General features: G+C 59.0%; 11 protein-coding genes. 7 read left to right on the plus strand and 4 right to left on the minus strand.

The features are described from left to right. Positions 1 to 591: 591 nt before the first annotated feature. Positions 592 to 1,662 carry a succinylglutamate desuccinylase/aspartoacylase family protein gene (locus tag CRO01_RS00005; protein ID WP_097007074.1) on the minus strand — a complete coding sequence of 357 codons (1,071 nt, stop codon included), beginning with the start codon at positions 1,660 to 1,662 and terminating at the stop codon, positions 592 to 594. Positions 1,663 to 1,760: 98 nt separating this feature from the next. On the opposite strand from CRO01_RS00005, the gene CRO01_RS00010 reads away from it, so the two are divergent. After that, entirely contained in the window at positions 1,761 to 3,101 is a 1,341-nt protein-coding gene (locus tag CRO01_RS00010; RefSeq protein WP_097007075.1) for a RimK family alpha-L-glutamate ligase, read from the plus strand. A 12-nt stretch (positions 3,102 to 3,113) separates the two neighbouring features. On the opposite strand, the gene CRO01_RS00015 is transcribed toward CRO01_RS00010, so the two are convergent. After that, positions 3,114 to 3,668, minus strand: coding sequence for a DNA-3-methyladenine glycosylase family protein (locus CRO01_RS00015; protein WP_097007076.1), 555 nt, complete (start codon positions 3,666 to 3,668; stop codon positions 3,114 to 3,116). Positions 3,669 to 3,850: 182 nt separating this feature from the next. Between CRO01_RS00015 and CRO01_RS00020 the strand changes: the two genes are divergently transcribed. Further along, the gene (locus tag CRO01_RS00020) at positions 3,851 to 4,174 is read left to right on the plus strand and encodes a hypothetical protein (RefSeq protein WP_097007077.1); all 324 of its coding nucleotides are present in this window, start codon (positions 3,851 to 3,853) and stop codon (positions 4,172 to 4,174) included. A 14-nt stretch (positions 4,175 to 4,188) separates the two neighbouring features. Here the strand turns inward: CRO01_RS00020 and CRO01_RS00025 are convergent, their stop codons facing one another. Then, a complete protein-coding gene (locus tag CRO01_RS00025; protein WP_097007078.1) occupies positions 4,189 to 5,340 on the minus strand; it encodes an acyl-CoA dehydrogenase family protein in 1,152 nt (383 codons plus the stop codon). Positions 5,341 to 5,455: 115 nt separating this feature from the next. Between CRO01_RS00025 and CRO01_RS00030 the strand changes: the two genes are divergently transcribed. The 5 genes from CRO01_RS00030 (at position 5,456) to CRO01_RS16280 (ending at position 13,017) form a co-directional block, all read left to right on the plus strand. Further along, entirely contained in the window at positions 5,456 to 7,429 is a 1,974-nt protein-coding gene (locus tag CRO01_RS00030) for a 3-hydroxyacyl-CoA dehydrogenase/enoyl-CoA hydratase family protein (protein WP_097007079.1), read from the plus strand. A gap of 60 nt (positions 7,430 to 7,489) precedes the next feature. Continuing rightward, on the plus strand, positions 7,490 to 8,182 hold the full coding sequence (locus CRO01_RS00035; RefSeq protein WP_097007080.1) for a hypothetical protein: 693 nt from the start codon (positions 7,490 to 7,492) through the stop codon (positions 8,180 to 8,182). 112 nt (positions 8,183 to 8,294) lie between these two features. Next, positions 8,295 to 8,867: a HalX domain-containing protein gene (locus tag CRO01_RS00040; protein WP_097007081.1), complete on the plus strand. Its 573-nt coding sequence runs from the start codon at positions 8,295 to 8,297 to the stop codon at positions 8,865 to 8,867. 196 nt (positions 8,868 to 9,063) lie between these two features. Then, entirely contained in the window at positions 9,064 to 12,087 is a 3,024-nt protein-coding gene (locus tag CRO01_RS16275) for a PKD domain-containing protein (RefSeq protein WP_143824881.1), read from the plus strand. A 3-nt stretch (positions 12,088 to 12,090) separates the two neighbouring features. Further along, on the plus strand, positions 12,091 to 13,017 hold the full coding sequence (locus CRO01_RS16280; protein ID WP_143824882.1) for a hypothetical protein: 927 nt from the start codon (positions 12,091 to 12,093) through the stop codon (positions 13,015 to 13,017). Between the two features lie 9 nt (positions 13,018 to 13,026). Here the strand turns inward: CRO01_RS16280 and CRO01_RS00055 are convergent, their stop codons facing one another. Continuing rightward, on the minus strand, positions 13,027 to 13,242 hold the full coding sequence (locus CRO01_RS00055; protein ID WP_097007084.1) for a hypothetical protein: 216 nt from the start codon (positions 13,240 to 13,242) through the stop codon (positions 13,027 to 13,029). Positions 13,243 to 13,464 lie beyond the last annotated feature (222 nt).

Consider the following 13,464-nt stretch of genomic DNA (forward strand, 5'->3'; position numbering starts at 1 on the left):
CGCGAGCCTCTGGAAACACCGCCTCGCCGCCTCCCATTCATACTCTCGACCCTCACGAGCAGCGCGCTCGTGGGGGTCGGTTCATTTCGAACGCGACCGCGAGCAACAGCAGTCGCTAGCGGTCGCTCTCGTCATCCGAGCGCAAAAGCGCTAGTTGCGGCTTCGGATCGACGAGGCAGGCCCACCGCGTCTGCGTTGACGCGTCCGACGTGACGCCGAGACGCGCGCTGATGATCGCGCGACCGCGCGCTTCGAGCGGCGCCGTCACCCCACAATTCTCGCAGAATAGCGCTTCGACCGACCAGTGGCGACGCTGCTGGGGCTGATGCAACCGAACGATGACGGGTGCTCCCGACTGGAGTCGACCGTCGCAGGTGTCACACGTTGTACACGCATCTTCACCCACTCGGAGTCCCGTTGCAAGCTGCGCCAGCGTCGTTCGAACAGGGATCATCGTACTCTCCCCGTGATTGCTACGGGACAACTATGGACAGAGGATCGCTCAGCGAGCGGCCAGTACGGGGCGATGTCGAGAGAGCCGACAGTATCCATCGGGAGCTCTCGCCGCCCGACCGTACGAAAAGCTGTGGGTCAGAGCTGATAGGGGCTCTCGTCGCGACCGAACTGGTCGCGCTCGACTGCTCGGAGCGTGCTCGAATCGAGTTCGACGAGGTGGCACAGCGGGTTTCCGGGATAGACGACCGGATTTTCGAGGACGCCGACGAGAAGACCGGTGAAGGGTGCTTCGACCACGTCGGTGTCAGTCTTGAACGGGTTCGTAATCGAGCAGATCGCTTCGCCTTCGTGGACGAGCGCGCCGCGGTCGTGATGCATGTCGACGATGCCGCCGACATCTGCTCGCAGCCACGTTTTCTCTTGCTCGTCAGTGATGACGGTACGCCACCCCGGCCAGTGCACGGTGCTTTCTTTGAACAGGCCGTACTCGGCGAAGACACTGACGACGCCGTCGAGCGCGCGGTTGATCAGGCCGCGCTGAAAGCGGTGGGCTTCGCCCATCTCGACGGTGATCGTCGGGACGCCCGCGTCGGTCGCCTCTCGCCGGAGCGTTCCGCTTGGACCGTTCCCCGCGAGGATGACGTTCGAACTGAACGCTTGTGCCAGCCGTGCAGTTTCCTCGTCCTCCATGTTCGCTCGTGCGTGGAGCATGTTCGTTCGCCCGCGCGTGGACGTGTGAAAGTCCAGTCCGAAATCACACGGCTCGATGAAGTTCGAGAAGATGCGATGTGCCATTCGCTTGGCGCTGGTCGAGTGTTCACTGCCCGGAAACGAGCGGTTCAGGTCCCGATCATAGATCGGCAGGTAGCGCTGCTGGGCGAGGAAGGCGGGGACGTTCAACACCGGAAGACAGACCAGCGTGCCGTGAAGCACGTCGTGGTTCCACTCGTGGGCGACTTCACGAACGACTTCGATGCCGTTGAGTTCGTCGCCGTGTGCTGCCGCAGTCAGATACGCCGTCGGTCCCGGTTCGGGGCCGTTGATGATCGTCACAGGGAGCCGCACCGGATCTCCGAGATACGTCTCGCTGATCGGGAATCGGATGTTGACGCGCTCGCCGGGGGCAACTGCGCCGCCATCGTACACGAACGTGTCGTCTTCCGTCGAGGGATCGTCGGCAGACGCCGACCCCTCATGTTCGCTCATACGTACGATAGCAACCGGTAGAGCAATATAAATCAGTCCCTCGGTCGGACACGCGCCGACGGGTAAGGTTTTCACCCGGGTGGCGTTTGTCATACGTAATGGCAGGCGACGCTGCGACGACGATCGGGGTTTTGAGCCTTCACAACAGCAAGGAGACGAAAGCGATACTCAATGCGGCCGAGGCACTAGGGTACGACACGGCGTGGCCTCGTTCTGAGAACACGTCTGTAAGTATCGAGGACGGCGAACTGACGATCGAACCCGATGTCGATGTCGTCGCCAACCGACTCTTACTCTCGAACACCGCACAACCCGCCGAAGAACTCGGCTTGGCCAACGTCTTCGCGCGTGCCGGGGAGATGCTGAACGTTCCGGAGGCGACGCTGACCGCGATGCACAAGTTCGCTGCGGCCACCGCGTTGGCCGAGGCTGATGTCCCGATCCCGGACGCGCTGTTGGCCCTCGGCAGCGCGACGCTGAACCGCCGCCGGTCGGAGTTCGGCGAGGAAGCAGTCTACAAGACCGCGATCGGAACCCACGGCGGCGGCACGTGGAAGGTCGGCCCCGGTGAGTCGGTCAATGCGATGGTGGGCAACCGATACGCGTTCCTACAGGACCTCATCGAGCGTGATGGCGAAGCCCACCGCGACCTCCGCGTGTACGTCGTCGACGGCCAGATCCTCGGTGCGATGCACCGCTATGCCCCCGAAGGCGACTGGCGCACGAACGTCTCGCTCGGCGGAGATGTCCGCGATGCTTCCGACCAACTCACCGATGAGGTCCGTCAGATCGCACGTACGGCGACCGAGGCGATCGGACTGGACTACGCCGGCGTCGACATCATCGAGGGCGACGACGGCTGGTACGTCCTCGAGGTCAACCCTACCGCTGGCTTCAAGGGTTTTTTCGAGGCTACCGGCCGCTCGCCCGCACCGTACATTGCCGCGCTCGCAGCGGAGCGCGCTGGCGAATCGGTCGACGAGACCCGTGTCGAAGAACTCTCGACCACGCTCGACGATTCGGTGCCGACCGCCAGACCGCACCCGGAGCCTAATGGGCTCGACGGCGCCGCGACGATCGGCTACACCGAGGAAGTGATGGTCAGTGGGACGAGCGACTCAAAGACCGTCGTGGCAAAGTCCGACACCGGCGCGACCCGAACCAGCGTCGACACGAGTCTCGCCGCCGAGATCGGTGCGGGCCCGATCAAGAGCAAGATGCGCGTCCGATCGGGAAGTTCCAAGCGCAGCAAGGTTCGGCCGATCGTCGACATCGTCGTCGGCGTCGGCGGGCATCGCCACACGGTCGCCGCTAACGTCGAGGACCGAAGCCACATGGACTACCCGCTGTTGCTCGGCCGAGACATCCTCGAACACTACCACGTCGATGTCGGACGCCGCGTCGACGCCGACACCGACGAGACGGAACTCGAGGAGTAAGCCGGGAACGTCTCACTCCGATTCGTACGCTTGCCAGACGTACCGCGTTCCCACCGACCGGTACGGACGCCACGACTCGGCGATCGCACGCATCTCCGAGCGCGCCATCGACGCGTCGCCGTCGCCGTACAGTTCGTCGATGCCGCGCCGAACTGCCAAGTCGCCGAGCGGGAGAACGTCTTCGCGCCCGAGCGCGAAGATCAGGTACATGCGGGCGGTCCACTCGCCCACGCCGCGGATCTCGGTCAGTAGATCGATCACCGCGTCGTCGCCGTACTCGTCGAGGGCGCCACGGGTGAGATCGCGCTCTTGAAACGCCTGCGCGCAGTTCCGGACGTATTCGACTTTCGAGTCGCTCAGGCCCGCCTCGCGGAGCGCGTCCTGATCGGCCGATAGAACGGTATCGGGCGTCACCTGACCGTCGAGCACGTCGAACGCGCGCTCTCGGACGGCGCGTGCCGAAGCCGTCGACAGTTGCTGGTTGAGAATCGACACGACGAGGCGACGAAACTCGTTGTCGGCCGGCGTCATGTCGAGCGGGCCGTGGCGGTCGATCAGGTCGGCCATCACTGAATCCGACTGGAGAACGGACGCGGCGTCTGCGAAGGTTGCTCGCTCGGACACGCCGTGACAGTCAGGGCGGAGACGCCAAGGGCGTTTCGCTGGCCGCGATCCGATTCTGTAGTCACAACGCTCGTGTGTGCTGTGTGTCGGCCTAGATTTATCCCGGACCGTGGTAGTGTGACGCTATGATCGCTCGTACCGGAGCTTACATCGCCAACGGAGGCGGGTTTGCGCCGATCGTCACGTTCGTACTCGTCATGCTCGCGGGAGTTGCGGCAGTCGGCGCGGGATACGCCGCCCACGCCGCGCTGTCGGTGGCGGGGTTCGACCGTCCGGTCGTCGTAGGCGGCGTCGCCGGCGTCGGATTCTTCGCGTGGTTCTGGTATGCAGCGGCCACCGGAAGCGGACTCGCGGCGCTCGCCGCCGCCGCTGCTGGCGTCGTACTGGCCGTGATCGGGGTCGTCTGGGAAGCGACGACCTCGCTTCTCGATGCTCTGGATGTTAACTAAAAGACGGTCGCGGATCAGAACCCTTTGCCGAGCAGCTCGCGCGCGATGATGTTCTTCTGGATTTCGGTGGTTCCCTCGTAGATCTGCGTGATCTTGGCGTCCCGGTAGAGTCGTTCGACGTCGAAGTCGTTGACGTAGCCGGCCCCACCGTGAATCTGGACGGCCTCGTCTGCGACATCGACCGCGACTTGCGAGGCGTACTCTTTGGCCATCGAAGCTAGCGCGGTCAACTGGTCGTCCTCGTTCTCGACGCTCCACGCCGATTTGTAGGTGAGCTGACGGGCGGCCTCGGTCTTGGTGTGCATCTCCGCGAGCTTGTGCTGGATCGCTTGGAAGTCGCTGATCGACTTGCCGAACTGCTCGCGGTCTTTCGCGTACTCCAGCGCGCGCTCGCAGGCGCCCTTGGCGATGCCGACGCCTTGGGCGGCGACCATGGTACGAGTCTCGTCGAAGAAGTTCATCAGTTGGAGGAAGCCGGCGCCCCGCGTGCCGATCAGGTTCTCCTCGGGAACGCGCACGTCGTCGAAAATTAGCTCGGCGGTGTCGGATGCACGGATGCCGAGTTTTCCGGTGATCTTGTCAGCTTCGAAGCCATCTCGGTCGGACTCGACGACGATCTGTGAGAAGCCCGAGTAGCGGTCGTCGACATCGTCAGTCTGGCACATCACGACGAAGTAGTCGCCGACCGACCCGTTGGTGATCCACATCTTGTTGCCGTTGATCACCCACTCGTCGCCATCCTTGTCCGCCTCCGTCGAGACGCTTGACACGTCCGATCCGGTGTCGGGTTCGCTGATCGCCGCGCCCATGATCGCCTCGCCCGACGCGATCGGTTCGAGGAACCGCTCTTTCTGATCTTCGGTGCCGTACTCCATGATTGAATCGGCGCCAAAGGCCGCGCTCGTGATACAGAGGCCGATTCCGGGGTCGACGGCGAACAGTTCTTCAGTGATCAGCGACATCTCCAGCGGCGTGTAGGACGCCCCGCCGTACTCGACGGGGATGTGTGCGCCAGTCAGCCCCATCTCGGCGGCCTCGTCCATCACTTCCGCGGGATATTTCTCGTCGACGTCGTACTCGGTTGCGACCGGTTCGATCTCGTTTTCGGCGAAGCGCCGCACCTCGTCGCGGATCGCTCGCTGCTCCTCGGAGAGTCCGAAGTCCATGCTACTCACTTCCATAGTGAACAATAAATATCTTTGTAACCAGAGATAAACCGAAACATAGTTTCAAAGCAGGACGAGGGAAACGTTAAAACGACTGCCTGCCGTGGGCCTATCCATGGAGTTAGACGATGTCAACACTATCGCAGTTCTCGGCGCTGGAAACATGGGCCACGGCATCGCCGAAGTCGCGGCGTTGTCCGGCTACGAGGTCAACATCCGGGACATCAAAGAGGAGTTCGTACAGAACGGCTACGAGCAGATCGAGTGGAGCCTGAACAAGCTCGAGGAAAAAGAGCAGATCGGCGAGGGCGAAGCCGACGCGACGCTCGACCGCGTGACGCCGCTGGTCGATGTCGGCGAGGCGGTCGGTGACGCCGATGTCGTGATCGAAGCCGTCCCCGAGAAGATGGATATCAAGAAGGACGTCTATCAGGAAGTCGAGGAACATGCCCCCGACGAGGCCATCTTCGCCACCAACACCTCCTCGCTGTCGATCACCGAACTGTCGGAGGTCACCGAACGCTCGGGCCAGTTCTGCGGGATGCACTTTTTCAACCCGCCGGTTCGGATGCAGCTCGTCGAGGTCATCTCGGGCGCCCACTCCGACGAGGAGACGCTCGACGTGATCGAGGGGCTCGCCGAGGAGTTCGGCAAGACGCCCGTCCGCGTCCACAAGGACTCGCCGGGGTTCATCGTCAACCGCATCCTCGTGCCGCTGATGAACGAGGCGTGCTGGCTCGTCCACGAGGGCGAGGCCACCATCGCTGAGGTCGACTCCACGACCAAATACGATATCGGTCTCCCGATGGGTAGCTTCGAACTCGGCGATCAGGTCGGTAACGACGTGAGCTACCACGTGCTGGAGTATATGCACGAAGAGCTCGGGGACGCCTACGAGCCCTGCCCGCTGCTGGCCGAGAAGGTCGAGAACGACGAGCTCGGCAAGAAGACCGGCAAGGGCTTCTACGACTACGAGGACGGAGACGGCGCCGACGTGCCCACCGACGAGGGCAGCGAACTGGTTCGAGACCGCCTGACGGCCGTGATGGCCAACGAGACTGCCCACCTGATCGGCAACGACGTTGCGGGGCCCGACGCCATCGACGAGGCCGTGATGCTCGGCGCTGGCTTCCCCGACGGTCCCGCCAAGCTCGCCGACGACGCCGGTCTCGACCACCTGCTCGACGTGCTCGAATCAGCCCACGAGGAGACGGGCGCAGAGCGCTACCAGCCGGCTGACTACCTCCCCGAAGCCGCCGAAGAAGGCGGCTTCCACGGTGGCGACGCCGACGGCGGCGAACGTTACGACTTCGACACCATCCGCGTCGAGAAGCCCGGCGAAATGGTCGGCAAGGTCGTACTCGATCGTCCCCACCGGATGAACACGATCAGCGGCGAGTTGCTCGACGAGCTCGGCGAGGCGATCGACCTGCTCGACGACGACGAGGACGTGCGTTCGATCCTGCTGGTCGGCGAGGGCGAGAAAGCGTTCTCGGCCGGCGCCGACGTTCAGAGTATGGCCAGCGGTGCCGACCCGCTCGACGCCGTCGAACTCTCCCGCAAGGGCCAGCAGACGTTCGGCAAGTTACAGGACTGTGATATGCCGGTCGTCGCCGGTATCGACGGCTTCTGTCTCGGCGGCGGGATGGAGATGGCGACCTGCGCCGACATGCGTGTCGCCTCAGAGCGGTCCGAGCTCGGCCAGCCCGAGCACAATCTCGGGCTCCTGCCGGGCTGGGGCGGCACCCAGCGGCTTCAGCGCATCGTCGGCGAGGGCCGCGCAAAAGAGATTATCTTCACCGCCGAGCGATTCGACCCCGAGACGATGGCCGACTACGGCTTCGTCAACGAGGTCGTCGCCAACGACGAACTGCAGAACCGCGCCTTCGAGCTAGCGGCCGACCTTGCTGCGGGGCCACCGATCGCCCAGCGCTACACCAAACGCGCGATGCACAAGGGCTGGGAGAACGCCGAGGCCGGTCTGGAAGTCGAAGCCCAAGCGTTCGGGCAGCTGATGGCGACTGACGACCTCATGGAAGGCATCACCGCCTTCATGGGTGACGACGACCCCGAGTTCGAAGGCAAGTAGACGGCGGCGCTCGACCGCGTTCCGGAGGTTCTTTGCTTCGCGGTCCGAAATCCGGCTTCGATGAGCGCGAACGCGACGGTTACGGCGAGCGATTTTTGGAGTTCGTTGCGGGGCGCCGTTCGGCTGGTGTACGACGAGGTTGTTCCCGTTTCGGTGATCAGTCTCGGTACAAGCTTGCTACTGTTCCCTCTCGTCACGATCGGCCCGGCGTGTCTGGCCGCCGTTGTGACGATGTCCGAAATCGCCCATCGACGCGGCTCCGCCAGCGGGCGCTCTGAACGTGAGCGGCTTCGATCGTTTCCGTCGGCGATCCGGCGCTATTTCCGGGCCGGAATCCCGTTTTCGGTGCTGATCGTGTTTACAGCCTTGAATCTCGTGACATACGTCCTACTTGCCTCGGCGAACGACTCGGCAGTGTTCTGGTTCGGCGCCGCGCTGGCGCTCTACACGTTGATCATCGTCGTCGCACTGACCTTTCGAGCGGGGAGTCTGCTTGCAGACGCCGGCGCCGATACCGACGAACTTCCTGGAACTCGTGCTCTTCTCGCACAGGGCGTCGATGTGTGGCTCCAGAGTCCGTGGTACTCTGCAATACATCTGCTCGTTGTCGCGTTCATTTTGCTCGTGATGGTGCTGCTGACGCCGGCAGCGATGGTCCTGCTTGCAGGATCGCTTGCGGCGCTGGAGGTCGTCGTCTACGAGGACTTGGCCGGTGATGGTGCGGCGACGTTCTTCGAGGAGAACGACAGTTAATATATTCATTCATATATAACTACTGCTACACACAGCCGCGACATTTATCACGGATTACGACAATCGCCCTAAAGAGAGTGCAGTTCGACCGACGCCCGGAACTATCCAGACTATGTCCGACCAACCTGCAGAAATACTCGTCGTAGACGACGAATCGAGGCTGGCAGATCTCTTCGCGGCTTGGCTGTCAAGCGACTGGTCTGTCGAAACTGCGTACGATGGGGAAAGTGCGCTGGAATCGATGCAAGACTCCGTCGAAATCGTGCTTCTCGACAGGCGAATGCCCGGACTATCGGGCGATGAAGTTCTATCGGAGATTAGGGATCGTGGCTACGATAGTCGCGTCGTCATGGTCACGGCTGTCGATCCTGACTTCGACATCATCGAGATGGGTTTTGACGACTATCTCGTCAAGCCAGTCTCGAAAGACGAGCTTGTCGAGGTAGTCGAACGTGTCGAGACCCGTTCTGCCTACGAGGCCGACATCCAGCAGTACTACTCGCTCGTCTCGAAGAAATCACTACTCGAAGCCGAGAAATCGGACCGTGAACTCGACGAGAGCGACGAGTACGACGAGCTGTGTAAACGGGTCGATTCGCTGCGCGGGCAGGTCGACGACACCGTCTCCGGACTCTCCGACCACGACGACTTCGTCGGTGCATTTCAGGATCTACCGGGCGAGTAACGACCTCAGATATACCGACGCCCCGCACCGTTGATCCGCTCCTGATGGGTTACGACAGTCTCTTGCTAGCACTTCTTGCGAGCGTGTCGCGCTCCCCGTCCTGATTGTCTCTGCACTGTCAGTGTATCTCACATCGCGCACCCATATTATTCCGCAAGTTTATAACAGAAGGGAATAATATTGCTTCCCAATCTGGATGAAATTTGTAAGAGTGGTGCTATTGGGACTTGTCGTCACTGGCGCTCTCACCCCAATCGCAGCGACAGGCTCACCGACGGTTTCGCCGGCTCTCGACACCGACAAGCCATTTGCAGAAGCTGGTCTCGATCAAACTGCTACAGTTGGCGATCGAGTATTGTTGGACGGCGGCGGATCACGTGCCGCGTCCGGTGTCGTCTCGCAGTACGACTGGACGATCACCGGGCCGAACGGATCGACGTTCCAACCCGCCTGCAGTCGGTGCGTTCGCACCTCGTTCGTCCCGAACAGATCGGGACGGTACGCCGTAACGCTGACCGTCACCGACGACAGCGGCCGATCGCACGCCGATACCATGTACGTTGACGCTCGGGTTGTTGACGGGCCTTCGGTGTCGATTTCGGGTCCACGCCGTCTCGTCCGCGGTCGCACTGGCGAGTTCACTGCCGATGTTCGTACAGGCGATGCGGAGCTCAGTCGCATCCGCTGGTCTGTCGACGACACAGAGATACAGAACGGCTCTCTTGATGGTCCCGGCACCGTGTCGCTCCAACGGTCCTTCGATGACTCCGGAACCTCCATTCTACGTGCGACAGTTCGCGACGGTGCCGGTCGGACGCAAACCGTCACGCACCGGGTCAGAGTCACAGGCACCGGCGTATCGAATACCGATCCGGCAGATCCCGAACTAACCGTTCGTGGCCCTCAACTTCTGACTGGCACGGCACCGTTCGACGCGACGTACGAGATTGCCGGTCCTGACGCTGATGCTGTTGATGGGGCAACGTGGTACGACGACGACGGCGCACGTGGCGACAGACCACGGCTCGATACTCAGTGGAAAGCCGGGACCCACCAACTCTTTGCCGCAGCTTCTATCGGTCCCAACGCCTATCCGGCTGCGTTCGACAATGGCACTCGCGTCGTCGTCGACCCACGGCCACAGGTATCAGTGAACGTCTCCCAGTCAGACGCGACGCTTACTGGCACGATCAGTGCATCTGACGGTTTCGGCAATCTCGACTCGGTCACGTTGTACGTCGACGGTGAGTCGTCTCGGCAGTGGTCGCCCGACAGCGGGTCCGGGTTCCGGACCGGGTTTTCGGTTAGCCTTCCTGCTGAGCAGGATTCCAGCCAAGTCCGTGTTGTCGCCACTGACGAGCGGGGACAGACTGCGGCGGCGAGCAACACTGCTGGCGAGCCTGAAATAGTTCGCTCTGGCTTCGTCAACGGCCCTGTCGATTCGTATCACGAGCGTATCGACCCCGACCGATACACGGCGGTTCACGAGACTGTTGTAGAGTTGAACGGTGTCGATCCGAGTACGGTTTCGCCACAGCTTTCTTCTATTTTTGATTATAGTGATTTGAGGCAGTTGGAGGCCCCTAGACGGCACTACGACCCTGACACTGGTCGGTTAACGATTACATCAGAATGGGCTGGAAAAGCACCTAGTAGTTACACGTTTTCAATAACTTCTAATCAACTAGAATATGACCGGTCTTCTTTCACTGTAACAAATAGTCCTCCAGAGCCACGGATCGAAATTGTTGATGAGGGACAAGATTCACATTATGAGGGACATCTACTCCGTGTCGATGTAAGTGGCACTTTTGACCCAGATGGCGATAAATTGTATTTCAACGTCCAAGATCGAAGACGTAACTCTGATGATCCAGACGTAATTGGTATAGAATTTGATGATACTCCCGGTCTCAATATAATTGGTGAACAGCACCGAGTAGATCTTTCTTCAAAGCTCTACGACTACTGGAGTCCTGATATTACAAGTGTCGAAGAGGTTTCGACGGGACCGTACAACGCTAACGATTCAATCCGGTTCCGCTTTGAGACTGAGACGTACCAACTCGCAAATCCGGAGTACACCCCATCGTTTGATGTTCAATTCAGAGGTAGCACTGGTCGTGTTATCGAATTAAACAAAGAGGTTCGTGGCTCAACCACTGGTCCTGATCCTGCACCGAAAGAATTCGATCATCCACGGTACGTGGGAACAGTCGAAGTTGACGCTAGCTCGTATCTTGACAGCACTAATCCGTATATTGGCCTTGCAAACGTTGAACAGCCGAGCCAGAGCAGGCAACTGGTTGAACTTCCTTCAGTGAATGTCTTTGAGCGCGACAAACTCCAACGTAACAATGTAGAAGTAACAGATATTCAGTATATGCAGGCCAAAAAATATCAAAAGAGAACTAGTTCGGTCCGCACGCGCATCCGGTACCAATCTATGGGGTACCGTATTCAGTCATCTTCACGCTCGTTAGATACGATAACGATTGAATCGCGTGAAACACGACCTGTCGTCGTGGATACCAAGACGTTCTCTTCACGAGCTCGCAGAAAGCAATACATTTCGACTCATCCTCTGTGGTCAACTGCAGGGACCACGGAGCAACAAACAACACGCGAGGTGACTGAGTGGTATGATACACGGCATTCTGCCCGTGGCTACACCGGTAAAAAGCGAGTACGCACAACCTGCTCGGGTCCCGAAGCGTATCGCTACGGTGGTCGCTGTGTCCCATCTACTGCACTCGATTCTAACACACAATATTTACATAGATATAGTAAAAAAAAAAAAATACATGAAACAATGTATGTTGCTGAGAAGCGCGAGACTCGGAACCAGTGGACTCATCACCGAAACGTAAACTCTCGTCTCATCGCTTCGTTATTAACTCGCAATTCCGATCTGCGAATCGGGTCTCGTCAATATTCTACTCAATGGAACCTAGTCAAATCTTCCGACGAGACGTTTGTCTCGAACTCTTACGAGGATCCATCTGATGTGATCAAAACGATGGCTGCAGTTAAGACTGATTTACAGTATACCAAGGTAGGTATCACTCCACCTGATAATAAGCTCATGACGATAAGACAACTTGATGGTGACACCGTATTTGCTGGATATAAAACTCGGAAAGAAATTGTTGACGCGGTCAAATCTGGTGCACATATTTCGACGACTGGATGTTCAATCGACGGAAGCATCGGGTGTTGAACTATGTTTAAATCACGCGAAGCTATAATTATAACTTTAGCTATTACTTCATTCTTTTTTATCGGTGGGACTACTGCAAATGACACCCTCTCTAGCTTTCAAAAGAATTCTAACATCGTCGAAACTGAACAGAATATTTCGAATGGCTATAATGTCAATGTGTCCGTAACATCACAACATAATGCAACTATTCACTTTCAAAAGGTAGAAAAATCACTATTTAAACCCGAGGTGGATTTAAAAATTGATGGGTATAAAGTAAGTAGGTCTGGTCCTACTTTGGAAAATGGTGGGACTTGGTCAACGAATGTAAATTTATCCAATAAATATAACGTTTCCAAAAAGAACCATTCAGTCAGAGTCAGCTCTTTTGGCGTCGTTGTTAACACAACCCTCACTAAACAGTACGACCTCGAAAACCCAAACATCCCCGCCACTCGGATACAGAACGTCGAAGTCGTCGAGACAAAGCACGACGGCGAGCCAACCGCTGCCGTCGACGTTGTATTCAAAAATCCTTCACCTCGCGTATACGGTGCATCCATCTATGCGCACACTCTCAAGACTAATTTAAGGACTGGCAATGCAATGGTCCCGAGAAATCAGACCACTATGGTCACAAGGCTTCACCTGCGGGAAGATCCAGATGAGATGGTCGAAGGCGAGTTACGTATGACAACGACGCGACTAAACAAGGACAAAGGACTCCGCGATCAGGTGTGGTTCCGTGGCACTGCAGATGGCGACACGGAGTGGCAGCGAGAGCCATACGAGCCTGTTGGGTACATTTCAGGTGAAAATCCGTACACCTACAGCAAGGACGAGGGGCTCCTCGAATCATACGGCCTCTCGACCAGACAGGTCCTCGGAGGCGGTGTTCTTGCAATCATAGCTATCGCGCTTGTGTTCCGAAGGCGAACCAGTTGGTGATCTACGAGCTCATTCCCTCTCGATTGCCGCCTCTGACATCCCATAGAGCAGGAAGTACGCCAGCACGCCCGAGAACATGAACAGGTAGTAGGCCCACTGTGGCCCGTCGACGACGTCGAACAACACCGATACGATCGTCACCCACGCGATGGCGAACGCCAGATCGGTCAGCATCTCCCAGCGGTTTTCGCCGACGTACTCGACGAGGCGATCGATCTGGCTCATCCCTCTGTCCTCTTTCTGGACGCTGGTGCGCTCTCATCGCATTCCGCAACGCTGCCTGACGGAAACGACTCGACGACGAACTCGGCAACTGTCTCGACGTCCATGGTATTGTCTGGCAGAGCCTACGTGCATCAGACTCAAAAACTTGCGGTCCGACGCCGTACCGAATCGTTTCCGAGCAACGAACGGAAGTCGTATGCCCGCGGCGTCCCGATGTTCGAG

Origin of the sequence: Natronoarchaeum philippinense, from assembly GCF_900215575.1 — an archaeon.
GTDB lineage: Archaea > Halobacteriota > Halobacteria > Halobacteriales > Natronoarchaeaceae > Natronoarchaeum > Natronoarchaeum philippinense.